The 23648-nt window shown below is 70.3% G+C and carries 17 protein-coding genes and 2 pseudogenes; 8 read left to right on the forward strand and 11 right to left on the reverse strand.

Annotated elements, in window-relative coordinates:
• Positions 1-35: 35 nt before the first annotated feature.
• The 3 genes and pseudogenes from FHR38_RS18140 to FHR38_RS33780 form a co-directional block, all read right to left on the reverse strand.
• Complete coding sequence (locus FHR38_RS18140) at positions 36-1706, reverse strand: phospho-sugar mutase (RefSeq protein ID WP_184535777.1); 1671 nt, start codon at positions 1704-1706, stop codon at positions 36-38.
• A gap of 72 nt (positions 1707-1778) precedes the next feature.
• Positions 1779-2228 carry a serine/threonine kinase C-terminal domain-containing protein gene (locus FHR38_RS33775; protein WP_281385094.1) on the reverse strand — a complete coding sequence of 150 codons (450 nt, stop codon included), beginning with the start codon at positions 2226-2228 and terminating at the stop codon, positions 1779-1781.
• A gap of 570 nt (positions 2229-2798) precedes the next feature.
• Positions 2799-4205: pseudogene (locus tag FHR38_RS33780) on the reverse strand (serine/threonine-protein kinase); the annotation flags it as partial.
• A 205-nt stretch (positions 4206-4410) separates the two neighbouring features.
• Between FHR38_RS33780 and FHR38_RS18150 the strand changes: the two are divergent.
• A complete protein-coding gene (locus FHR38_RS18150; RefSeq protein ID WP_184535779.1) occupies positions 4411-5994 on the forward strand; it encodes an acyl-CoA mutase large subunit family protein in 1584 nt (527 codons plus the stop codon).
• Between the two features lie 375 nt (positions 5995-6369).
• Positions 6370-7623, forward strand: coding sequence for an amidohydrolase (locus tag FHR38_RS18155; protein ID WP_312882249.1), 1254 nt, complete (start codon positions 6370-6372; stop codon positions 7621-7623).
• A 115-nt stretch (positions 7624-7738) separates the two neighbouring features.
• On the opposite strand, the gene FHR38_RS18160 is transcribed toward FHR38_RS18155, so the two are convergent.
• Both FHR38_RS18160 and FHR38_RS18165 read right to left on the reverse strand, forming a co-directional pair.
• The gene (locus FHR38_RS18160; RefSeq protein ID WP_184535781.1) at positions 7739-8521 is read right to left on the reverse strand and encodes a 2OG-Fe(II) oxygenase; all 783 of its coding nucleotides are present in this window, start codon (positions 8519-8521) and stop codon (positions 7739-7741) included.
• 58 nt (positions 8522-8579) lie between these two features.
• Positions 8580-9359: a PhzF family protein gene (locus tag FHR38_RS18165; protein WP_246446605.1), complete on the reverse strand. Its 780-nt coding sequence runs from the start codon at positions 9357-9359 to the stop codon at positions 8580-8582.
• On the opposite strand from FHR38_RS18165, the pseudogene FHR38_RS33270 reads away from it, so the two are divergent.
• Positions 9337-9834 (forward strand): annotated as a pseudogene (locus FHR38_RS33270) (AAA family ATPase); the annotation flags it as partial. The gene FHR38_RS18165 and the pseudogene FHR38_RS33270 sit on opposite strands and share 23 nt — an antisense overlap.
• 36 nt (positions 9835-9870) lie before the next feature.
• On the opposite strand, the gene FHR38_RS33275 reads toward FHR38_RS33270, so the two are convergent.
• The 3 genes from FHR38_RS33275 to FHR38_RS18180 all read right to left on the reverse strand — a co-directional run bounded on the left by FHR38_RS33275 (position 9871) and on the right by FHR38_RS18180 (position 13807).
• Positions 9871-12219 (reverse strand): tetratricopeptide repeat protein, encoded by a 2349-nt coding sequence (locus tag FHR38_RS33275; protein ID WP_184535782.1) that lies wholly within the window; start codon positions 12217-12219, stop codon positions 9871-9873.
• Complete coding sequence (locus tag FHR38_RS18175; RefSeq protein ID WP_184535783.1) at positions 12216-12641, reverse strand: hypothetical protein; 426 nt, start codon at positions 12639-12641, stop codon at positions 12216-12218. The genes FHR38_RS33275 and FHR38_RS18175 overlap by 4 nt, the downstream gene beginning before the upstream one ends.
• Positions 12642-12838: 197 nt before the next feature.
• A complete protein-coding gene (locus FHR38_RS18180; protein ID WP_184535784.1) occupies positions 12839-13807 on the reverse strand; it encodes a DUF4349 domain-containing protein in 969 nt (322 codons plus the stop codon).
• Positions 13808-13923: 116 nt separating this feature from the next.
• Here FHR38_RS18180 and FHR38_RS18185 point away from each other — a divergent pair, with 116 nt between their 5' ends.
• From FHR38_RS18185 to FHR38_RS18195, 3 genes are all read left to right on the forward strand, one after another.
• Positions 13924-14553: an MBL fold metallo-hydrolase gene (locus FHR38_RS18185; protein WP_184535785.1), complete on the forward strand. Its 630-nt coding sequence runs from the start codon at positions 13924-13926 to the stop codon at positions 14551-14553.
• A 17-nt stretch (positions 14554-14570) separates the two neighbouring features.
• Entirely contained in the window at positions 14571-15623 is a 1053-nt protein-coding gene (locus FHR38_RS18190) for a hypothetical protein (protein ID WP_184535786.1), read from the forward strand.
• Between the two features lie 98 nt (positions 15624-15721).
• Entirely contained in the window at positions 15722-16696 is a 975-nt protein-coding gene (locus FHR38_RS18195) for a GNAT family N-acetyltransferase (protein ID WP_184535787.1), read from the forward strand.
• A 171-nt stretch (positions 16697-16867) separates the two neighbouring features.
• Here FHR38_RS18195 and FHR38_RS18200 read toward each other — a convergent pair whose 3' ends face one another.
• Entirely contained in the window at positions 16868-17323 is a 456-nt protein-coding gene (locus FHR38_RS18200) for a gamma-glutamylcyclotransferase (protein WP_184535788.1), read from the reverse strand.
• Between the two features lie 106 nt (positions 17324-17429).
• Between FHR38_RS18200 and FHR38_RS18205 the strand changes: the two genes are divergently transcribed.
• A complete protein-coding gene (locus FHR38_RS18205; RefSeq protein ID WP_184535789.1) occupies positions 17430-18833 on the forward strand; it encodes an NAD(P)H-quinone dehydrogenase in 1404 nt (467 codons plus the stop codon).
• On the opposite strand, the gene FHR38_RS18210 is transcribed toward FHR38_RS18205, so the two are convergent.
• Positions 18790-19578, reverse strand: a complete 789-nt coding sequence (locus tag FHR38_RS18210) for a DedA family protein (RefSeq protein ID WP_184535790.1) — start codon at positions 19576-19578, stop codon at positions 18790-18792. The genes FHR38_RS18205 and FHR38_RS18210 overlap by 44 nt on opposite strands.
• A gap of 634 nt (positions 19579-20212) precedes the next feature.
• Here FHR38_RS18210 and thrS point away from each other — a divergent pair.
• On the forward strand, positions 20213-21436 hold the full coding sequence (gene thrS / locus FHR38_RS18215) for a threonine--tRNA ligase (RefSeq protein ID WP_312882570.1): 1224 nt from the start codon (positions 20213-20215) through the stop codon (positions 21434-21436).
• Between the two features lie 94 nt (positions 21437-21530).
• On the opposite strand, the gene FHR38_RS18220 is transcribed toward thrS, so the two are convergent.
• Positions 21531-23609, reverse strand: coding sequence for an ABC transporter ATP-binding protein (locus FHR38_RS18220; protein WP_184535792.1), 2079 nt, complete (start codon positions 23607-23609; stop codon positions 21531-21533).
• Positions 23610-23648 lie beyond the last annotated feature (39 nt).

Here is a 23648-nt window from a genome sequence, read left to right on the forward strand (position 1 = left end):
TGCGACCTCAGCCGGCAGCGCCCCGACTACCGGTCTCAGGCGATGCCGAGCGCCCCGGCGATCTCGGCCCGTAGGTCGCGCACCCGGTCCGCCGCGCGGCCCCGTGCCGCAGCCAGGCCACCGTCGGCCACCGGCTGGACCACCTCGAGGTACGCCTTCAGCTTCGGCTCGGTGCCGGACGGCCGGATCACCACCCGGGCCGATCCGGTACGCAGGATCACCACGTCCGAGGCGGGCAGTAGGTCCTCGACCGAGGTGACCGGCTCACCGAGCAGGCTGGTCGGGGTCGTGGCCCGGATCCGGGTCATCGCGGTGGCGATCTCGCGCAGGTCGTCGACGCGTACGGAGAGCTGGTCGGTGTGGTAGACGCCGAACTCGGCGGCCAACTCGTCGAGCCGATCGGTGAGACTGCGCCCCTGGGCCTTCAGCCCGGCGGCCAGCTCGGCGACGGTGAGCGCGGCGGTGATGCCGTCCTTGTCCCGGACGTGCTCCGGCGCGACACAGTAGCCGAGCGCCTCCTCGTAGCCGAAGACCAGCGGGGCGTCGTCGGCGGCGGCCCGTACGATCCACTTGAATCCGGTCAGCGTCTCGTCGTACGCCCGGCCTCGGGCCACGCACATCGCGCGCAGCAGCGACGACGAGACGATGGTGGTGGCGTACAGCCCGGGTACGCCCCGACGCATCAGGTGGTCGGCCAGCAGCACGCCGACCTCGTCCCCGCGCAACATCCGCCAACGCTGACCATCGTCCGGTACGGCGACCGCGCACCGGTCCGCGTCCGGGTCGTTGGCGATGGCGATGTCCGCCCCGATGGTCCGGGCCAGTTCGACGAGCAGATCGGTCGCGCCCGGCTCCTCGGGGTTGGGGAAGGCGACGGTGGGAAAGTCCGGGTCGGGCGTGGCCTGCTCGGCCACCACCCCCGGTACGGCGAAGCCCGCCCGGCTGAACGCGGCGGTGAGCACCGAGGCACCCACGCCGTGCATCGGGGTGTAGGCCACCACCAGGTCCCGGGGGCCGTCCGGATCGATCACCTCGGCGGCGGCACCCACGTAGGCGGCCACGACGTCGTTGCCGAGCACCTGCCCGGGGGCTCCGAGAGGCACCTTCGACGGCGGACCGACCGCCCGGATCGCGGCCTCGATCTCGACGTCGGCCGGGGGCACGATCTGCGCACCCGCCCCGCTCGGGCCACCGAGTTCGGCCCCCAGGTAGACCTTGTAGCCGTTGTCCTGCGGCGGGTTGTGACTGGCGGTGACCATCACCCCGGCGGCACCGCCCAGGGCCCGGACGGCGTACGCGAGCACCGGGGTGGGCAGCGGCCGGGGGAGCAGCAGGGCGGGCCGGCCGGCCCCGGTGGCGATCTGGGCGGTCCGCTCGGCGAACGTCTGCGAGCCGTGCCGGGCGTCGTACCCGATGATCAGTGGGCCGGTCGCCCCACGGGCGGCGAGCCAACCGACGAGTCCCGCCGCCGCCTGGGTCACGACGGCGAGGTTCATGCCGTTGGGGCCGGCCCGCAGCGGGCCGCGCAGCCCGGCCGTGCCGAAGGTCAGTGGGCCGGCGAACCGGTCGGCCAGTTCGGTCGCGCTGGCCGGTAGCCGGTCGAGGACCTGTCGCAGTTCGTCCTGTGTTGCCGGGTCCGGGTCGTCGGCCAGCCACGCCTCGGCCAGGTCACGCAGTTCGTCGATCGTCGTCATCTCCGCCGCCATGCCGTCGTTGATAGCACGGCGACGGTTCCGCTGCCCGTCGTCCCCCGGCCGCAGTGGCCCGGGGTACGCCCGCTAGCCGGCCTCGGTGAGCTGGAACGACCGGGCCATCTCGTCGAAGATCGGCTTGCTCTCCTCGAAGCGAGGGTCGGACGAGGTCAGGTAGAAGGAGTACGCTTTCCCGCCGCTGATGACCCCCCGCCAGACCCCGTGTCGCATGCTGTCGCCCTCGCCGCACTTGTATTCGAACTCGGCGGCCGGCTTGCCGGCCAACTGCTGGTCGGTGATGTCCGACGGGTCGTACGGCCGGGTGCAGGTCTTGGTGTTCTTTTCGAGGCCGTTCGAGGCGATCTCGGCCCAGCGACGCGGATCGTCGCCTCTGAAGTCCTCGACGATGACGCGTACCCGGCGACCACCGTCCTCCGGGTCGACGTAGTCGACGTACGACGCGCCGCCCGACTTCTTGGTCCACCCCTTCGGGACGTTGACCGAGACACCCTTCTCGGCGTACACCTGGGTCTCCATCGCCCCGGCCTGGCCGGACGGGGGGCCGGCCTGCGGCACCGCCGGCGGGGTCGGCTCATCGCCGCCACTGAACAGCACCAGGCTGAGCACGAGCACGAGTACGACCGCCACGCCCCCGGCGACGCCGAGTTGCACCTTGCGGGGCCACCCCTTGATGGCGGCGACGAGGCCTCCACCGTTGCGGCCGGCCGGGTCGCCGTTGCTGAGCTGCCCCGCGCCCGGATAGCCGCCGGCTTGACCATTGCCGTCGTAGAACCCGCCGGGTTGGCCGGCACCGCCGTAGAACCCGCCGGGCTGACCCTCGCCATAGGTCCCGCCGGGTTGGCCGGCACCGCCGTAGGCACCACCCGCACCGCCGTAGACACCGTTGGGCTGGCCGCCGAACGGCCCACCCAGGGCCGCGCCGGTGGGATGGACCCCGCCGGGAACGCCGCCGACCGGGTAGACGCCACCTGGGCCGGAGCCGGTCGGGATGAACCCGGTCGGCCCCGCCGCACCCGGTCCGGGACTGGTCGGGCCGGGACTGGTCGGGCCGGGACTGGTCGGGCCGGGACTGGTCGGGCCGGGCACGATGGTGCCGGTCAGCACCCGACCGTCGGCCACCAGTCCGGTGGGCTGGTCCCAGCGATGGGTGGTGGCCGAAGAGTCGGCGGTAGGGCCGGGCATCACTCCGGTCGGCTGCTGCCAGGACTCACCGCCGGCCGTGGGTTGGGCAGCCAGCGGGCCGCCGGCCGGACGGTGGGCCGCCGTGGCGTCGTCGGCCGTAACTCCGCTGGTGGCCGTAGCTTCGGCGGTCGGGGCGGGCATCGCCCCGGTGGGCGTACTCAGGGCGACGGCGGCCACCGCCGCGCTCGGCTGGCCACCACCGGTGTCTTCGGCCGGCAGGTCGTCGGAGCCAGCCGCCTTGCGCTTGCGCAGTTCGGCCAGGCGATCGGTGAGTGACTCGCCCGGAGCGAGCATCGCCCGGCCGCCGATCTGTCCGGTCGGCTTCGGCGCGGCGGGAGCCGGAGTCGGAGCCGGAGCCGGAGCCGGTGGCTGCCACTGTGGGCGCTGCACCGGCACCACCGCGTACGGATCGGTCATCTGGTCGGTCGGAGCCTTGCCCAGCGGGCCGCTGAGCAGCTCCCGCAGCATGCTGCGGGCACTGTGCACGTTGATCCGCTGGGCCGGATCCTTCTCCAACAGGCCGAAGAGGACCCGGGTGAGTGGGCCGGAGCGGACCGGCGGGGCGGGTTCGTCCTCGACCACGGCGTGCATGGTCTCGATCGGGTCGCCCTTGTCGAACGGGGGCCGCCCTTCGATGGCCGTGTAGAGCGTCACGCCGAGCGAGAACAGGTCGCTGGGCGGACCGAAGTCCTGGCCCAGGGCACGCTCGGGGGAGATGAAGTGCGGCGAGCCGAGCACCATGCCGGGGGTGGTGAGCTGGACGTCGGTGGGCATCCGGGCCACCCCGAAGTCGGTCAGCACGCAGCGCCCGTCGGCGCAGATCAGTACGTTGGCCGGCTTGACGTCACGGTGCAGGACGCCGATCGCGTGGGCGACCTCGAGCGCGCCGAGTAGCGCGATCCCGATCTTGGCGACGGCGCGGGGTGCGACCGGCCCGTCCTCGATCACCATGTCGGCGAGGCTGCGGGCTTCCAGCAGCTCCATAACGATCCAGGGGCGGCCACTTTCGGTGACAACGTCGTACACCTGGACCACGGCGGGGTGCTGGATCGCGGCGGCGGCGCGGGCCTCGCGCAGGGTGCGTTCGTACATAGAGTCACGGTCGCTGGGGGCGAGCCCGGGTGGGAGTACCACTTCCTTCACCGCGACATCGCGACGGAGCAGGGTGTCGACGGCCTTCCACACCGTCCCCATGCCGCCGTGGCCCACCGCCGTCCGTAGCTCGTAGCGGCCACCGATGATGGCACCGGGGGCTGCGCGTCCGTTGGGGGGACTGACTTGTCCCCCGTTCCACGTAGGGATCTGAGTCACAGGATTAGCCACCGGAAAGAATCGAGGGGCTGGGACAGAACCCCCCTATATTGAGGGTTCCGATGCCAGAAGGGAAAGCCGACCCGGCGCGGCATTCGGTAAGTCAACCGTACGTGCTTACCTACTCACCGTATGTGCTTAATTTGGGCCGCAATGTGCGAAATCCCGCACCCGATCAAGCGGGTCGAGGTCCTACCATCCGGTAATGAGTGAACGGCGGTTAAGTGAATCCGGTTTCCCGATCAAGCCTACCTACGGGCCGGCGGATGCGCCCGACGGGTTGCCGGAGCGGCTCGGCGAGCCAGGCCGATTCCCGTACACCCGTGGCGTCTATCCCACCATGTACACGTCGCGTCCGTGGACCATGCGCCAGTACGCCGGCTTCGGCACCGCCACCGAGTCCAACGCCCGCTACCACCAGCTACTCCGGGCCGGCACCATGGGACTCTCCGTCGCCTTCGACCTGCCCACCCAGATGGGGTACGACTCCGACGACCCGATCGCGCACGGCGAGGTCGGCAAGGTCGGGGTGGCGATCGACTCCATCGAGGACATGCGGCTGCTCTTCGACGGCATCCCACTCGACCAGGTCTCCACCTCGATGACGATCAACGCACCCGGCTCGGTCCTGCTGCTGCTCTACCAGCTGGTGGCAGAGGAGGCCGGGGTGCTCGGCTCGGCGCTCAAGGGCACCATCCAGAACGACATCCTCAAGGAGTACATCGCCCGGGGCACCTACATCTTCCCGCCCAAGCCGTCACTGCGACTGGTGGCGGACACCTTCGGCTACTGCCGTACCGAGGTGCCGAAGTGGAACACCATCTCCATCTCCGGCTACCACATGGCCGAGGCCGGAGCGAGCCCCGTACAGGAGATCGCCTTCACCCTGGCCAACGGGCTGGACTACGTACGCGCCGCGCTCGCCGCCGGGCTGGCCGTGGACGACTTCGCCCCCCGGCTGTCGTTCTTCTTCGTGGCCCGGACCACCCTGCTGGAGGAGGTGGCCAAGTTCCGGGCGGCCCGGCGGATCTGGGCCCGGCTGATGCGCGACGAGTTCGGGGCGAAGGACCCGAAGTCGTGGATGCTGCGCTTCCACACCCAGACGGCGGGCGTGCAGCTCACCGCGCAGCAGCCCGAGGTCAACCTGGTCCGGGTCGCCGTCCAGGGGCTGGGCGCGGTGCTCGGCGGCACCCAGTCGTTGCATACCAACAGCTTCGACGAGGCCATCGCGCTGCCCACCGAGAAGGCCGCGCGGCTGGCTCTGCGTACCCAGCAGGTGCTCGCCTACGAGACCGACCTGACCGCCACCGTGGACCCGTTCGCCGGCTCGTACGTGGTCGAGGCGATGACGGACGAGATCGAGTCGGGTGTGCTGGCACTGATGGACCGGGTCTTCGAGTACGGCTCGTCGGTCGACGCGATCGAGGCCGGCTTCCAGAAGCGGGAGATCGAGACCTCCGCCTACCGGATCGCCCAGGAGATCGACTCGGGGGAGCGGGTGGTGGTCGGGGTGAACCGGTTCACCGTGGACGAGGAGGAACCGTACGAGCCGCTGCGGGTCGATCCGACCATCGAGGCGGCCCAGGCGGAGCGGTTGGCGAAGCTGCGGGCGTCGCGGGACGCCTCCGCCGTCGAGCGGGCGCTGGCCGACCTGCGCGCGGCAGCCTCGGGTACGGAGAACGTGCTCCCCCCGATGAAGGAGGCGCTGCGGGCCCGCGCCACCATCGGCGAGGTCTGCGGGACCCTGCGCCAGGTGTGGGGGACGTACCGCCCGACGGATCGCTTCTAGCCCACCCCGCCCTGGTGTGAGGACGGGCCCCTGCACATCGATTTCTGCCGGTGCAGGGGCCCGTCCTGGCATCTGGGCAAGGTTAGACGGACAGCCTGTCCGGGCATCTACGACGATGGCCCGCACCATGGAAGGCGGAGTGGCGAAGCCGGGAGACGTGACCGAACAAAACCGTCACGCGTTGTAGGAGGTACAGGACGCATGTCGGCGTTCGACGACGATCAACGTCCCGTTTCATCCGTTCCCGAGCGCTGTCACCAGGCCTTTCGTAACGCAGTGCGGTCTGACCGCTACCGTAACGAGGTTGCGCAGCGTCACCGCCGGAGGTCTAGGCTGTCCGAGTCCCATCCCATCCACAGTGATCGAGTATTCGACGTGACGAGTGCGTTGACGCTGCCGCCTGGCGGGCAGCTGGCGTCGTCCTGGCTGGAGACGCCGACCGAATCCCAGACCCTGCCGTGCGAGTTGGACCAGCTACTCGCGTTGCGGGTTCCCGACCTGATCGCCACGCGTCGATTTATCCACGCGCATCCCGAACTGTCCGGTCAGGAGTACGGCACCGCCAAACTGATCGTCCGTGAGCTGACGGATGCCGGACTCAGGCCCCGTCTGCTGCCCAAGGGCAACGGTGTCATCTGTGACATCGACGGTCGGCCGAGTGGCCCCGTCATCGCCCTGCGGGCCGACATCGACGCGCTGCCGCTCCAGGATGCCAAGGACGTTCCCTACCGTTCGACGGTGGACGGCGTCTGCCACGCGTGTGGGCACGACGTACACGCCACCGTCCTGTTGGGAGTCGGGCTCCTGCTGGCTCGGCTCGCCGAACGAGGCGAACTGGACGGCCGGGTTCGGTTGATCTTCCAGCCGGCCGAGGAGATCCTGCCCTGCGGGTCGCTGGAGGTGATCGAGGCCGGTGGGCTGGAGGACGTCGCCCAGATCTTCGCGCTGCACTGCGACCCCAACCTGCCGGTCGGGCAGGTGGGGCTGCGGGTCGGCCCGATCACCGCGGCGGCGGACAACCTCACCGTCAAGCTGACCGGGCCGGGTGGGCACACCGCCCGCCCCCACCTCACCGTCGACCTGGTCGACGCGCTTGGGCGACTGGTCACCGAGGTGCCCACGCTGGTGACCCGGCGAGTGCCGGCCAACAGCGGGCTGCTCCTGGTCTTCGGCCATGCCTCGGCCGGGACGCAGTACAACGTCATCCCGACCGAGGCGATCGCCTCCGGCACGCTGCGGGTGCTCGACCGGGGTACCTGGGAGGCCGCTCCCAAGATCGTGACGCAGATCGTCCGGGATGTGATCGCTCCGACCGGGGCCACCGTGGACATCGAGTACCTGCGGGGTCGCCCGCCGGTGGTCAACGATTCGCGGGCCATCCAGGTCCTCACCGCAGCCACCACCGCCGCGCTCGGTGCGGCCGGGGTCGCGGAGACTCCACAGAGCATGGGGGGCGAGGACTTCTCCTGGTACCTGGAGTATGTCCCCGGGGCGCTGGCCCGGCTCGGCGTGGGACGTACGGCGGCCAACGTGGACCTGCACCGCGCGACCTTCGACGTGGACGAGCGGGCCATCGGGGTCGGCGTCCGGCTGCTCGTGCACACCGTGCTCACCGCCCTGGTCGACTGAGCCACCGGCGTCTGCTCGGCCGAGCACCAGGCCGTGGCCACCGAGCCGGTGGCCACGGCCCGAAGCGGTGACGGGGTCCCGAGCCGATGGCGCCCGGGAGCGGCGGAACGTCGTACTAGGCGAACAGCAGCAGCGGTTCGGCCGGCCCCCGGACACCCAGGAAGCAGGCGGCGGTGACCCGGACACCCCGCTCCACCCGGCGTACGCCATGCACCCGGGCGGCGTCGAACATCAGCAGGTCACCCTGTCCGGGCAGGACGGAGAAGTGTGGTGCACCCAGGGTGGCCCGGTCCAGGCCGTAGTCGGGGCGCTTCTGACTGACGTACTCCGCCTCGTCGGTGAAGAGGCCCCAGAAGTCGATCTCGCCGCCGTTGCCCGGCTCGGGGACCTGGAGATAGACGTTCACGCCGACCCGGCGGATCAACCGGTAGGCGTCGAGCAGGGGGATGTCCCGCTGGTCGATGTGCGGGTTGGCGTGAGCGCCGCCGGGCCAGCGCCGGATGATGCCGGGAAGCATGGTCCGCCCCTGGTGTCGGGCGACCGTCGCCCCGTACGGCCAGAGCTCGTCGGCGTCGAGTCGGAGCAGGTCGGTCGGGGACAGTTGCCCGTCGAAGATCTTGTGCCGGATGAGCGCGGTGGTCTCAGCCGCGGTGGCGAGGTAACGGGCGGCGTTGCTCTCGTTCTCGGCCGCCTCGCCGAGCGAGGTGCCCAGGCTCTGGAAGTCGTCGGTCAGCGTGTAGCCGGCCGCCTCGCACTCGGTGGCGATCCGGGGTAGGGCCTGCTCGCACAGGGCGGTGGGGTAGTAGCCGCGATGCCAGATCAACTCGATCTCCCCGTTGATCAGTTGGGCGAGCGAGCTGGCGGTCAGTTCTTCCTCGTGGCTCAGGGCGATGGTCATGACGGCTCCTGTCGACGAGTTGCGCAACGGGGTGGGCGTCGAGCGCGGGCGTAGCCGGTCAGCCGGTGAGGGTGCCGTGTACGACGGTGACCGCCTGCCCCGCCAGCGTCACCCGGTCGTTCCGTAAGGTGATCCGCAGCGAGCCACCCCGGGGGGACGCCTGCTCGGCGTACAGCTCCGCCTGGCCGAGCCGCGGAGCCCACCAGCTGGCCAGGGTGCAGTGTGCCGAACCGGTCACCGGATCCTCCGGCACCCCGACGTTCGGATAGAAGCACCGGCTCACGATGTCCGGGGAGCCGTCGGCCGCCGCCGTGACGATCACCCCACGGACCGGCACCCGGGCCAGTGCCGCCAGATCGGGCTGGAGGGCGCGGACCTCGTCCGCCGAGGACACCTGGACGAGTACGTCGGAGACGCCCCGCCCGACCGCGACGACGGACGCGTCGCCCACCCCGTCGAGGATGTCCGGGGACGGTTCGACAAGTTCGGCCGGATCGGCGGGGAAGTCCATCTCGATCCACCCGCCATCCCGGATCGAGCAGGTCAACCGGCCACTGCGGGTCTGGAACACGGAGTCGACGCCCAGCGCGTGCGCGGTCGCCAGCGTGGCGTGTCCGCACAGGTCCACCTCGGCGACCGGGGTGAACCACCGCAATGGACGTACGCCCTCGCCGTCGGCGGGTCCGACGAAGGCGGTCTCCGAGTGTCGCAGCTCCGCCGCCACCGACTGCATCCACGCGTCGTCACGGGGAGAGTCGAGCAGCACGACGCCGGCCGGGTTCCCGCCGAACGGGGTGTCCGTGAAGGCATCTACGATGAAGAGATCCAGGTTTGTCATCGTGGTCGCGGCCGCCATTTCCGTGCCGGTCGGATGGCCCGCCGCTCCTCCTCTCGGTACGCCTGCCAGGTCGCCAGCTCGCCCATCATCCCGCAGGCATCGTCGTATCACTATCCCCAGCCGTACGGATCGTCCGCCGTTTTCTACCGGGAGTATCGGCACCGTGCGCTCAGTCGCCCGCTATGTCGTGATCACCGGGGGTCCGGGCTCGGGTAGGAGCAACTTGCTCGACACGCTGCGCCGGGCCGGGTCCGCCTGCGTCGAGGAGGCGGGCCGGCAGATCATTCAGGATCAGACCGCGATCAGCGGGCGGGGCCGGCACACCGACGACGCCCGCCTCTTCGCCGAGCTGATGCTCTCCTGGGAGATCCGCTCACACCGGCAGGCCGGTGGGTACGGCGGCACCGTCTTCTTCGATCGGGGTATCCCCGACGTCGTCGGCTATCACCTGCTCCACGGCTGGGACGTCCCGCCGCACGTCTCAGCCGCAGCCGACCTGTTCCGTTACCACCTACGGGTCTTCGTCGCCCCGCGCAGGATCGGAAACGGTCCCGGCCGGCGCGCGGAGCATCGCCAACTCGTCCAGGGTGCGCCGGGTGTCCGGATGGGCGTCGCCGAGCACCCGACGCCGGTCGTCGGCGAGCCGGCCCAGTTCGTCTGCCGCCTCGGTGTCCCGCCCTTCGGACAGTAGGGCGTGGGCGAGGATCTCCCGGATGGTGAGGATCTCCGACCGGTGTCCCTGACCGGTGCGGGCGGCGACCTCAAGGATGTTGCGCAGCTCCTCCCGGGCCCGGAGGTCCTTGCCCCGGGCCAACAGCACCCGCGCCAGGCTCTGCCGGACCGCCAGCGTCTCCGGATGGTCCGGCTGACCGAACTCCTGCCGGGTACGGAGGATCGCCTGAAGCTGCTCCTCCGCCTCCTCGATGCGTCCCTGGGAGAGCAGCGTCTTGGACAGGCTGTGCCGGACGACGAGGGTGTCCGGATGGTCGACACCACGGGCCCGCTGCTCACCGGCGAGGATCACCCACAGCTCCTGCTCCGCCTCGACCCAGCGGCCCTGCTCCATGATGGACCGGGCGAGCTTGTGTCGACTGGCCAGCGTGTCGGTGTGCTCCGGCCCGAGCAGCCGTTCCCGGGCCGCGATCACCTTGCGGAGTTGCCGCTCGGCCGCCGGGAGCCGGCCCTGCTCCAGGTCGGCGCGGGCACGCTCGTGGCGCAGCGCGAGCATGGTGAACTCGTCGACGTCAAGCTCCCGCACGTTGTCCAGGCAACTGTCCAGGAATGCCGCAGCCTGCCGGGGCAGGCTCACCGCCAGCAGATAGCGAGCGGTCCGCCGAGCCACCGTCAGGGTCAGTGCGGTGGTCTCCGGTGCCCGGGGCCGGCTGTTGCCGGTGGCCAGATAGTCGATGATCGGTCCGCCGCACTGCGGGGCCAGTACGCCCCACCGGTGCCAGCATTCCGGCTCGTCCGGATCGAGGTCGGCGGCGGCGCCGGCCAGCAGATCCATGATGAGCAGGTGGTATTCCGGCTCGCGCTCGATCACCTCGGGGAAGTTCCGGGTGATGTGCCGGACCAGCGGGTGCAGGGTCAGTGCGTGGGCGAAGTCCGGCTCGTCGACGTCGTCGACCATGGCCCGGTCGATCAGGCCGAGGTCGGTGAGGGCGTCGAGCACCTGCGGTAACCGGTCGTCGTCGAGCTTGGGAAAGAGGGGAGACCGGGCGAGACGGTCGGGGGCCAGCAGCGCGGCGTACGGGATCGGGGCCTCTGCCAGGCAGGCGAGCAGGCAGAGCAACTGCCGGGCGTACGGCATGCCCCGCCCGGCGAGCAGGTCGAGGGAGAGTTCCCAGGCCTGTCGTACCAGCTCCTCCAGGCGCAACGGCTCGCCCAGGTCCGGGCCGACGGAGGGCACGAACGGGTTGGCGAACCGGCGATCCAGCGCCACCCGGTATTCGTCGAAGGTGCGGATCGCCGTGCTGCCCCGGAGCGCCGGACCCCGGCTGGCCGACTTCAGGTAGGAACCCGCGCCCCGCAGGGCCAGCGGCAGCCCGCCCAGTCGGGCACCGAGGGCCCGGGCCTGCGCCAGGCTTCCGGCGCGGGGTGTGGCGAAGTCGAGCAGGACGCGGGCCGCGTCGTCGTCGGACAGGGTCCGGACCGGGTGCCGGACGATCCAGCGACCCCACGTCTCCTCGTTGCCCTCCCGGGTGGTGACGATCACCGATCCGTGCCGGTTGGTGGGGGCACGGAGCCACCCGTTGCCGTTGACCACCTGCCCGTCGACCGGGGCGAGTAGCGCCGGGTCGTCGGCGTTGTCGAAGACCAGGAGCCATGGTTGGTCGGACTGGTCGAGCAGGTCCCACACCATGTCCATCGGCGACCTGGCCTTGCCGGACCAGACCAGGTCCAGCTCGGCGGCGGAGGCACCCAGCCGCCCGGCTATCTCCCGCATCGCGGCGCTGATCTGGGCCGGTCCTACCGCCGGCACCCACCAGACCAGCAGGCCCGCGTCCCGGGCCTGTCGGGCGATCTCCAGTGCGACCTGGCTCTTGCCGCATCCACCCAGCCCGTGCAGCACGTGCACGGCCGGGGCGGTGACCGGGGTGCCGTCCAGCGGCGGCACGATCTCCCGCACCAGGTGTCGGCGTCCCCGTAGCGGACGGTCCAGTCGGCCGAACGGTGGGTCGACGGAGATCCGGCTCGCCCGTTCGGTGGCCGCCGGAGCGTTCGCGTAGAGGTTGAGCACGTCGCGGGCCGCTACCGAGACGTGCGACTGGTCGTACGCGTCGATCCGTTGCTCGAAAATGGGATTCCGATCGACGGGGGTCGGGTCTTCCAGTGGCGCTTCGGAGTCGCCCTCGGTCACCGGTGCTCCGCCGGTCCGAAGAAGTTGATCTGATCGCGCCCGGCGATGTTGGCCTTCGCCTGGTCCTGGAGGGTGATCTGCTGCCCGATCCGCGAGGCGCTCGCGACCGGCCCGGAGAAGTCGGACACGAACTGGCGTAGCTCGTCGAGCGCTTCCGGGTGCCGGCCGACCAGGCTACGGATCGCCCCGCGCCATTCGCTGCGTACGTCGTGGGCGATCTCGGCCTGCCGGTCGGCCGGGGCGGCCTGGAGTTGCCGGTGGGAATCGGCCAGGTCGTCCATGGTCCGAGTGGTGTCGGCGGTGTCACCCCGGCCGAAGATCTGCCCGATCCGTAGGCGGGCGTCCGCCCAGAGATCGGTCACCATCGCCGATGTCAGGGTGGTGGCGGCGGTCGCGACGATGCTGTCGATGATCTCGTTCACGTGGTCTCACCGGATCCTCGGCGTCGATGTCGAAAGCAGGGGGTCGTCGCCCTGTGTCGACCGGTCCCCGCCGCTGGAAACCCTACCGTGTGAGATCCACCTGTCACGATGAGTCGATCAAGCGACTCTCCGCTGTCCGGCCGGCGGCTCCGGTCGGCCGGACAGCGGGGTCGGATGACGGTTCGGGCCGGCGGCCGTCAGTCCTTGCTGGTCGGTGCGGCTGATGCCGGCGGGGTGAGCGGTGGCACGGTGACCGCCGCCCGCCGCCGGCGCTGCCCCCGACGGGCCAGCCAGATGATCCCGACGACCGGCACACCGAGTACGACGAGCCAGGGCAGCAGGGCACCCAGTACGGTCAGCAGGACCCCCGCCGAGGCCACGAGCGCCGCCCAACCGCCCTTGAGGCCGGCGAGGAAGCCGGTATCCGGCTCGTCGTCCTCCTGCTCCGCCTTCGGGCCGAGTAGCACCACGTCGATGGTGGAGAGCGCGGTCAGGTCGGCCAGCCGGCGCTTCTTGGCCTCCAACGCGGCCAGGTCGGCCTCCCGTTTGGCCAACTCACTTTCCAGCATCACCAGGTCACTGAGGCTCTTGGCCTGGCTGAGCAGCCGCCGTCCGCTCTCCACCCGGGCCCGCTGGGTGGCGAGTCGGGCATCGAGGTCCAGGGTCTCCTCGGTGACGTCCTGGGTCTCGATGTTCCGGCGTTCCTGCCGGCCCAGCGTGGCCAGTTCGTCCACGACCGAGGCGAACTTCGCCGCCGGCACCCGCAGCACGAGCTTCGCCCGGGAGGAGGAGGTGTTGCTGGTGCGCTCGTCGCCGCCGACGAAGCCACCTGCCGTGGTGGCGATCGTGGCGGCCCGGGAGCCGGCCTCGTCGACGTTCTCGACGCGTACGGTGATCGAGCCGGTGTAGATGATCGTCCGCTGGTCGACCCGCAGGTCGGCCTTGTTGGCGGTGGTGTCCTGCTGGCCAGGTTTGTTCGCAGCGCCGGGCGCGACCTGTTGTCCGGGCCCGCCCTTCTGGTCGAGCCCAGCCGCAGCGGGGGCCGCCCCGCTGGACTCGGCGGAGTCCCGGCTCGGCTTGGCGCTACAACCAGTGGCCGACAGGACGGCAGCGAGCGCCAGCGCGCCCATGATTGCCGCCGGCCCTCGCCGGTCGATCCTGTTCATGTCCCCTCCCGTACCGGGTGTCAATGGCGGAGTGTTCTGTCAGACGTGCCGCGACGCCGCGCGGGTTCCGGCAGACTGCGCGTGGGACATCACGATTCGGCATTCAGGGAGTCACGATGCGATTGACCAAATACAGCCACTCCTGTGTACGGGTAGAGCACGACGGCGGCGTGCTGGTCATCGACCCCGGGGCGTTCGCGGAGCCGGCTGCCCTGGACGGGGTGGACGCGGTGCTGATCACACATGAGCACTTCGACCACCTCGATGTGGACAAACTCGCCGACCTGCTCGGCAAGCGACCGGCGGTGACGGTCCACACCCACCCGACGGTGGTGTCCAAACTGGAGGGATTGCGGGGGGTGGTCACCGCGGTCGAGCCGGGGGACACCTTCACCGCCGCCGGCATCCCGGTCCGGGCCTACGGCGGACTGCACGCCGAGATCCACCCGGACCTGCCCCGAGTGCCCAACCTGGGGTTCGTCGTCAACGACTCCGTCTACCACCCGGGCGACTCGTTCGACGTGCCGGACGACGTGCAGATCGATACCCTCTTCGTACCCGTCTCCGCGCCGTGGCTCAAGCTCGCCGAGTCCATCGCCTTCGTCCGGGCGATCGCGCCGCGGCGGGCCTTCGCGCTGCACGACGCCTTGCTCAGCCACGCCGGTCATACCGTCACCGACGCCAACATGAGTCAACTCTCCGGTTGCGAGTACGCCCGACTCGAACCCGGAGCGAGTCTCCGCTGAGCAGGTCGGTGGGCGGGATGGTGGAGGTGGATCGGGAACTGGTCGACGCGCTCTATGCCCGGCATCCGGACGGGTTCGTGGCCGCCCGCGACGAGGCCGTGGCCGCCCGCCGGGCCGCCGGTGACCAGGCCGGGGCGCGGGAGATCGCCAAGCTGCGTAAGCCGACGGTGGCGGCCTGGCTGGTGAACCTGCTGGCGTTGCGCCGGCCCGAGTTGGTGACGGAGTTCGTCGAACTCTCCGTCGCGCTGCGGGCTGCCCAGCGTGACCTGCGGGGTGCCCGGCTGCGGGAGCTTTCCGCCCAGCGCCGGGACGCGGTGGTCGCGCTCGTCGCCGAGACCCGGGCCCTCGCCATCGAGGCGAGCGGCGGTACGCCGAGCGGGAAGCTGCCGCTGGCCGAGGTGGAGGCGACGCTCACCGCGGCGCTCGCCGACGCCGAGGTGGCCGAGCGGGTGCGTTCCGGCCGGCTGATCCGCGCGGCGAGCTACGCCGGGTTCGGCGAGGTGCCCAGACCGCAGCTGCGGCTATTGACCGGGGGAGCGGGGGAGGAGGAGCTAGCCGGTGCCGGTGCCGGTGTGGTCGAGGTCGAGACTGCCGCCCGACCGAGGACCACCCGCCCGGCTGGTGAGCGGGCGGGTCGAGATCGGGCGGTCGGTGAGCAGACGGTCAGGGACCGGGCGGGTCGAGAGCGGACTCAGGCGGCTGAGGACCGGGCGGAACGGGCCCGGGCGGGCCGGGAGCGGGCCGAGCGGGCCCGGCAGCGGCGGGCCCTGGGTAAGGAGTTGACCCGGGCCCAGCGGGAGCAGGAGCGGGCGGAGCAGGCCCTGGCCGAAGCGGTGACGGTGGCACAGGAGGGCAGCAACCGGCTGACGGAGATCGAGGCGGCTCTGGCCGACCTGGAGCGGCAGCGGGCGGCGGCCGAGGCGGAGACCGGGCGACACCGGTTGGCCCGGAAAGCGGCGGAGCGCGACGTCGTCGCGGCGCGGCGACGGACCGGCGAGATCGAAGCGGCCGTCGAGGCGCTGGACGCCGAGGAATCCGCGGAGGCCGAACCCAGGCGACGGGACACCTGATCCTCACCACGTAACCAGTATCGGTAACCCGGAACGGTCCACGCAGGCGAGGCGACCGGCGGAAAATCCGGCGACAGGGCGCACCCGCTGGCGGTTCAATGCCGGACGTGAACTTCCCGGACGGCTGGACCGCGCGACGGCCCACTCTTGATGACATTCCGGCCATCCTGGCGGTGGTGCACGCCAGTGACATCGCCTCGGTCGGACAACCCGATTTCAGCCCCGAGGACGTACGCGAGGCGCTGACCGCGCCGAACGTCGATCCGGCGGACGACTCCTGGCTGGCACTCGACCCGGACGGTGCCGTGGTGGGCTGGGCCTACCTGGAGAACCCGGCCCGGTCGCGCCGCGACTTCGTCGAGGTCTACGTGCACCCGGAGAAGGGTGTTCCGGCTCAGGTGCCGCTGCTGGCCCGCCAGTTGGCCCGGGTCTCGGAGCGCGCTGCCGAGTTCGGCTATCCCGAGATGACCGCGCGATCCGGCGCGATCCCGACCGAGGAACGCTGGATCGCCGCCCTGCGAGCCGCCGGATTCGCCTTCGTCAAGCGGTACGCCCGCATGCGCCGGTCCCTGGCCGGGGTGTCGACCGTACCGCCGTCACCACCGCAGGACGTGCTGATTCGGCCGGTCCGGCCGACTGATGATGCCGACCTGCGCGAGTTCCACCGCATCCTCGACACCGCCTTTCGGGACACCCCGGACTACGTCCCGATCTCCTACGAGCAGTGGCGGGAGCAGATCGCCAACCTGCCCAGTGTCGCCTGGGACGAGTGGCTCGTGGCCACCGTACGGGACGAGCCGGTGGGCATTCTCCAGTCGGCGGACCAGGCACTGGACCAGAACGAGGGCTGGGTCAAGAACCTGGCGGTGCTGCGGGAGCACCGGCACCGGGGCGTCGGCCGAGCCCTGCTTGGGCAGGCGTTCGCTGCCTACGCTGCCAAGGGACGCGACTACGCCGGGCTTGGGGTGGACCTTAGTAACCCGACGGAGGCGGCCCGGTTGTACCGGTCGGTGGGGATGGCCCCGACCTACGAGGCGGACATGTTCGAGCGGACCGTCGTGGCGGCCCGCTGACCCGTACTGCTGATCCTGCCGCCGGGGCTGCCCGGGCTGCCCGGTTTCCCGGCGCGGCCCGGGCAGCTTGCTTTTCGGACCGGGCGGCTCTCGGTGCGGCCCGAGTGGCTGGCTGTTTGGCCAGCAGGCTTCCTGATCGGACCGGGCGGCTCGCGTGATCCGGGGTGGGCCCTACGCGGAGGCGGTCTTGGTGGGGCGGGAGCGCAGTTCGACCACGTAGTCGTCGGGCGCACCGGCCTTCTCCGCCGCGTTGGCGATCTCCGAGAGGTACCACGCGGTCGGCATGCCGCCCTCGTAGCCGGCGAAGACGTAGACCCAGGCGGTGACGTCGCCATCCAGGGTGCTCACCCGTAGGTGCAGCTTGCGGTAGGTGCCGGCGTCCACCCCCTCGATCTCGTCGAGTTGGGCGGCGTCCCAGGCGTGTACGTCGTAGAGCGCGACGAACACGCGGTCACCGGGGGACTCGACGATGGTGGTGACGGCACCTTCCCAGCCGAGGACCCCCTCACCAGCGAAGGTCAGCCGCCAGCCTTCGAGCCAGCCGGTGCCGACGAGCGGAGAATGCGGACAATATGCCCGCATTCGGGAGGGATCAAGGTTTGAGCCGTACGCGGCGTAATGACGCACAGCGATGACGATAGCTTGGCAGGTGGGTAGTGGAGAATACGACGGTGCGTGTCGGATGAGTCGGAGAGAAGAAAGTCACTGTGAGCATTGACGAAGGGCGGACGCGGTGAGTCGGATCGTGATCATCGGCGGGGGGCCGGCCGGCTACGAAGCCGCGCTCGTCGCCGCCCAACTGGACGCCGAAGTCACCGTGGTCGAGGCCGATGGGGCGGGCGGTGCCTGCGTCCTTTCCGACTGTGTGCCGTCGAAGACCTTCATCGCCAGTTCAGAAGTGGTCACCGGTTACCGCGACACGGATGAGTTCGGGATCCTCTCCGACGGCCTGGAGGCGGTGACCGTCGACGCGGTGGCCGTACACCAGCGGGTCAAGCGGCTCGCGTTGGCCCAGTCGGCCGACATCCAGGCGAAACTGATCAAGGCCGGGGTGACCTTCGTACACGGGAGTGCGCGGCTCGGTGAGGACACGCTCGGTCACCTGCACCGGGTGATCGTGACCCCGGCCGGCGGTGACTCGGAGTACTCGATCGACGCCTCCACGGTGCTGATCGCGACCGGTGCGACCCCCCGGGTGCTGCCCACCGCCGTACCGGACGGGGAACGGATCCTGACCTGGCGGCAGGTGTACGACCTGCCGGAACTACCGGATCGGCTGATCGTGATCGGCTCCGGTGTCACCGGAGCCGAGTTCGCCAGCTCCTACCTCGCCATGGGAGTGGAGGTGACCCTGGTCTCCAGTCGGGACCGGGTCATGCCGCACGAGGACGCCGACGCGGCGATGGCGATCGAGCAGGTGTTCCGCAACCGGGGCATGTCCATCCTCAACAACTCCCGCGCCGACGCCGTCCGCCGTACCGAGGACGGGGTCGAGGTGACCCTCTCCGACGGCCGGGTGGTGTACGGCTCACACGCCCTGATGGCGGTCGGTTCGGTGCCCAACACGGCCGGACTGGGGCTGGCCGAGTACGGCGTCGCCGTCGCCCCCGGCGGCTACGTGACCGTGGACCGGGTGTCGCGTACCAACGTGCCGGGCGTCTACGCCGCCGGTGACTGCACCGGGGTGCTGCCACTGGCCAGCGTCGCCGCCATGCAGGGCCGGATCGCCATGTGGCACGCCCTGGGCGAGGCGGTCTCACCGCTGCGGCTGCGTACGGTCGCCGCCAACGTCTTCACCAACCCCGAACTCGCCACCGTCGGGGTCTCACAGGACGAGGTCGACTCCGGGCGCACCCCGGCCCGGCAGGTGATGCTGCCGCTGGCCGGTAACGCACGGGCGAAGATGGACGACCTCTCCGACGGGTTCGTCAAACTCTTCTGCCGGCCCGCCAGCGGTCAGGTCATCGGTGGTGTGGTGGTGGCTCCGAAGGCCAGCGAACTGATTCTGCCGATCACCATGGCGGTCGAGAACCACCTGACCGTGAACCAGCTCGCGCACACCATCACGATCTATCCCTCGCTGTCCGGTTCGATCACCGAGGCGGCGCGACAGCTGATGTTGCACGAGCTGGAGTGACCACCGGTGCCGCCGGCAGGATGGTTGACGGTGCCGCCGGCAGGATCGTCGGCCCGGCTGGAGCGGAAGGGACCCCGGCGGCGGTGGGCACTGACGCGACGGCAGCTGGTCGCCGACCGGCGACCAGCGCCAGTGCCCAGCCACCAGCGGCGAAGACGGCCGCCGCTGCCCCGGCGATGAGCGCCAGCAGCCATCCGGACCCGGCCAGTGCCGAGCCGCCAAGGTGGCCGACGAGCCCGCCGTACGCGGCCCAGCCGACCGCCGCCATCGCCTCGTACGTGAGGAATCGGCGGTACGGGTAGTGGCCTCGGCCGGCGTGGTAGCAGACGAGCATCCGGCCGCCGGGAACGAACCGGCAGAGCAGGATGACCAGCGGTCCGGGCTGGCGCAGGTGGTGACCGTACCGGTTGGCTAGTTGCCGGGCCCGGTTCGCCGCCTGCCGGCCGCGATTGGACTGGGACAGCGGGGCCCGGTTCGTCATTCGGCGCCGCTCGGCCTGCTCCCGTCGGCGGCGGTGTCCCCGCCGGCCGAGTAGGTAGCCGGCCAGGTCACCGGCGAAGACACCGAGCGCACCGGTGACGATCGTCACCGGCAGGCTCAGTCCGCCGTAGATGGTCAGGGCACCCCCTGTGATCATCAGCGCCTGGGTCGGAATGATCGGCACGAACACGTCGATAGCCAAGAGCCCGACCAGGGCCAGATACGCCCAGAGGGGTGACGTCATGCCCGTGAGAAACTCGGACACACTGGTCACCTCCAACGTTGTTTGGTCTGGGCGGGTCCCTCCAGCCTGACCATAGGATTCAACCTGATGTGGTCGGGCGGCATTACGGGTGACCTCCGACACTTGACAGCGGCCAGTGCCGTGGTGAGCTGAGGACGCGTGGCGTCGATGTACTCGACGGTCCCTGGCCGGTCCGTGCGATCTTCAGTAGTCGTCCGGTCGACGTGGTTCGGTCGTCGTCCGGCACCGGTGTGCTGAGGCGTGTGGCCCGGCGTACCGTTGTCGGAGCGCGCTCCCGGCACCTCAGGTCCCCCCGGTGCTGACGTGTCGGGACGCCCTAGGGCCGCCGGCAGGTCCCGTGCCGGCGGCCCCAACAGATGTAAGGAAGGGCCTCTTCTCATCGCTTTCTGCGTGGGAAGGGGCCCTTCCTGGCACCCCAGCGGTAATGCGGGTGCGTTTCGCGGCGGGCGGGCGTACTGTGGCCACCATGCGTAGCGCAGCCATGACGACGACGCCGGGACACCCCGGCGTGCTGCGCTGACGCGACAACCGTCAAGACCGGCCCCGGGGCTTCCGCCCCGGGGCTTCGTCGTTCTCCGGGTCGGAACCTCTGGGCGGTCACCACCCGCCGGTACGCACCGACGAGTCGTACCCGATCGAGGAGACCGACATGGTCGACCACCGCAAGCTTGGCCGCGAGCTTGAACTGTTCCACGCCGATCCGCTCGCCGGAGCCGGCCTGCCGATCTGGCTGCCGGCCGGTGCGGCGGCCCGGCACGCCGTCGAGGAGTACGTCCGTGAGCTGGAACGCCGGGCCGGCTACCAGCACGTCTATTCGCCGCCGCTGGGCAAGCGCGAGTTGTTCGAGTTGTCCGGACACCTGGGCTACTTCGCCGACGACATGTTCCCGGTCATGCGGCTCTCCGCTGACGACGAGTTCGTGCTGCGGCCGGCGCTCTGCCCGCACCATGCCCTGGTCTACCGGGCGCGGGGCCGGTCGTACCGGGAGCTGCCACTACGGATCGCCGAGCTAGGCGGAATGTACCGCTCGGAGCGATCCGGCGTGCTCGGCGGGCTCAGCCGGGTACGCGCCATCTCGCTCAACGACGCGCACAACTTCTGCACCTTCGAACAGGTCGGGCAGGAGGTCGCCGAGATTCTCGACCTGATCCGCGCGGCGCACTCGGCGTTGGGCGTACGGCCCGCCGGTTTTCGGCTGTCGCTGCGAGGGCCGGGGGAGAAGTACCTCGGTGACGACGAGGAGTGGCAGCGGGCCGAGGGGCTGCTGCGCTCGGCGCTGTCCGGAGTGTCCTATGTCGAGGCCGAAGGGGAGGCGGCCTTCTACGGGCCCAAGATTGACATCCAGATCCGGGACGCGGCCGGTCGGGAGTCGACCCTCTCCACCATCCAGCTCGACTTCGACAAGCCCGAAAGGTTCGACCTGTCCTACATGGATTCCGATGGGTCGAGGCGGCGTCCGGTGATGGTGCATCGCAGCCTGATCGGCAGCATGGAGCGACTCTTCGCGTACCTGATCGAGGTGCACGCCGGAGCCTTCCCCGCCTGGTACGCCCCGGAGCAGGTGGTGGTGCTCCCGGTCGGCCCGGATCAGGCCGATGCGGCAGCGGAGTTCACCCGGAACTGTGTGGTGGCTGGACTGCGGGCCCGGTCCGTATCGGATGGTTCGGTCGGTGCGCGCATCCGCGAGGCGATCCAGCGAAAGGTGCCGTACGTGGCCGTACTCGGTGCGCGGGAAGCCGCCGAGGGGCGGATCTCGCTCCGGCTACGGGACGGCCAGCGTCTCGACCCGATGGCCGCTGCCGACGCGCTCCGCCTGATCACCGGAGTGGTGGCCAGTCGCTCCGCCATCCTGCGGTGAGGAAGGGGCCCCTTCCCATCGATCCCCGGATGAGAAGGGGCCCCACGTGACGCCTCGGTGCGGGTCCAGACCGGACGGTCGTACCAGGGAACTGCTATCCGACCGGCGACCGGGGGCGCAGCGTACCGGTCACGGCGCTCGCGCCGACGACGTCCGACTCGGCGTCGCCGCCGTCAGCCTCGGCCACCGGTTGCGTGAACTGCGCGTGGTAGAGCCGGTGGTAGGCGCCCTCGGCGGCGAGCAGTTCGCTGTGCGTACCCTGCTCCACGATCCGACCGCTCTCCATGACCAGGATCAGGTCGGCGTCCCGGATGGTCGACAGCCGGTGGGCGATCACGAAGCTGGTCCGGTCGGCCCGCAGCGCGGCCATCGCATGTTGCAACAGCACCTCGGTACGGGTGTCCACCGAACTCGTCGCCTCGTCCAGGATCAGCAGCGACGGGTTGGACAGGAACGCCCGCGCGATCGTGATGAGCTGCTTCTCACCGGCACTGACGTTGCTGCCCTCCTCGTCGATGACGGTGTCGTAACCGTCGGGCAGGCTGCGGACGAACCGGTCGACGAAGGTCGCCTTCGCTGCTGCGACGATCTCCTCCTCGCTGGCGCCCGGGTCGCCGTACGCGATGTTGTCCCGGATCGTGCCGCCGAACAACCAGGTGTCCTGGAGGACCATGCCGATCTCGCCGCGCAACTCGTCCCGGCGCATGGTGGTGATGTCCACCCCGTCGAGGGTGATCCGCCCGGCGTCCAACTCGTAGAACCGCATGACCAGGTTGACCAGGGTGGTCTTGCCCGCCCCGGTCGGCCCGACGATCGCCACGGTGTGTCCCGGCTCAGCGACCAGGGACAGGTCCTCGATCAACGGCTTGTCGGGCTCGTACCGGAAGGAGACCTGCTCGAACTCGACCCGACCGTGCGGATTGGTGACCCGGGCCGGTTCGGCCGGATCCGGGCTCTGCTCCTGCGCGTCGAGTACGGCGAAGACCCGTTCCGCCGAGGCGACCCCGGACTGGAGCAGGTTCGCCATCGACGCGACCTGGGTCAGCGGCTGGGTGAACTGCCGGGAGTACTGGATGAACGCCTGCACGTCGCCGAGGCTCATCGCCCCGGACGCCACCCGCAGGCCACCGACCACCGCGATCGCCACGTAGCTCAGGTTCCCGATGAACATCATCGACGGCATGATGATGCCGGAGATGAACTGCGCACCGAAGCTGGCCTTGAACAACTCGTCGTTCTTGGTGGCGAAGGTCGCTTCGATCTCCCGCTGCCGGCCGAACACCTTGACCAGCTCGTGCCCGGTGAACGCCTCCTCGATCTGTCCGTTGAGCGCCCCGGTGTGCTGCCACTGGGCGATGAACTGGCGTTGTGAGCGCTTGGCGATCTGTTTGGTCACCACCACCGACAGTGGCACCGCGACCAGCGCGATCACCGCGAGCAGCGGCGAGATGACGAACATCATCGTGAGTACGCCGACGACGGTGAGCAGCGAGCTGAGCAGCTGACTCAACGTCTGTTGCAGACTCTGGGCGATGTTGTCGATGTCGTTGGTTACCCGGCTGAGCAACTCCCCCCGAGGCTGCTTGTCGAAGTACGGCAGGGGAAGCCGGTGCAGCTTCTCCTCGACGTCGGCGCGCAGCCGCAGGATCGCCCGCTGTACCACGTCGTTGAGCAGGTAGCCCTGCCACCAGGAGAGCAGGCTGGAGGCGACGAAGAGGACCAGTGCCAACGCCAGGACCTGGGCCAGGCGGGTGAAGTCGATCCCCACTCCGGGTATGACGTCCATGCTCGCCAACATGTCGGCGAACGTGTCGTTGCCGGCTGCCCGGGCCTGGGCGACCGCCTGGTCGAGGGTGGTCCCGGGCGGCAGTTGCTGACCGACGACCCCGGAGAAGATCAGGTCGGTGGCCATACCGAGGATCTTCGGTCCGATGACGCTGAAGCCCACGCTGAACACGGCCAGCGTGACGATCCCCATCAGGTGGGCGCGGTACGGGCGGAGCCGGCCGAGTAGTCGTTTGGCGGACGGGAGGAAGTTCATGGACTTCTCGCCGGGCATGCCGACGTTGAAGTGCGGCCCGCCACCGCCCCTACCGGCGGCCGGTAGCCGTTTGGGCGTCGTCTCCGTCGTACCCGCCTCGGGGGTCTGCTCCTGCGTCTGTCCGCCGCTCATGCCATCCTCAGTCGTCCGGCTGTGCTCGCTTATACCCCT

This window comes from Micromonospora polyrhachis (assembly GCF_014203835.1).
GTDB lineage: Bacteria > Actinomycetota > Actinomycetes > Mycobacteriales > Micromonosporaceae > Micromonospora_H > Micromonospora_H polyrhachis.

Bases quoted from the DNA above. Each gene is read 5' to 3' on its own strand.
- FHR38_RS33775 (WP_281385094.1), bottom strand. From the start codon at position 2,228: ATGGAGACCCAGGTGTACGCCGAGAAGGGTGTCTCGGTCAACGTCCCG.
- FHR38_RS18165 (WP_246446605.1), bottom strand. From the start codon at position 9,359: ATGACAAACCTGGATCTCTTCATCGTAGATGCCTTCACGGACACCCCG.
- FHR38_RS18195 (WP_184535787.1), top strand. From the start codon at position 15,722: ATGCCGGACGTGAACTTCCCGGACGGCTGGACCGCGCGACGGCCCACT.
- FHR38_RS18160 (WP_184535781.1), bottom strand. From the start codon at position 8,521: ATGACCATCGCCCTGAGCCACGAGGAAGAACTGACCGCCAGCTCGCTC.
- FHR38_RS18185 (WP_184535785.1), top strand. From the start codon at position 13,924: ATGCGATTGACCAAATACAGCCACTCCTGTGTACGGGTAGAGCACGAC.
- FHR38_RS18140 (WP_184535777.1), bottom strand. From the start codon at position 1,706: ATGGCGGCGGAGATGACGACGATCGACGAACTGCGTGACCTGGCCGAG.
- FHR38_RS18190 (WP_184535786.1), top strand. From the start codon at position 14,571: ATGGTGGAGGTGGATCGGGAACTGGTCGACGCGCTCTATGCCCGGCAT.
- FHR38_RS18220 (WP_184535792.1), bottom strand. From the start codon at position 23,609: ATGAGCGGCGGACAGACGCAGGAGCAGACCCCCGAGGCGGGTACGACG.
- FHR38_RS18150 (WP_184535779.1), top strand. From the start codon at position 4,411: ATGAGTGAACGGCGGTTAAGTGAATCCGGTTTCCCGATCAAGCCTACC.
- FHR38_RS18180 (WP_184535784.1), bottom strand. From the start codon at position 13,807: ATGAACAGGATCGACCGGCGAGGGCCGGCGGCAATCATGGGCGCGCTG.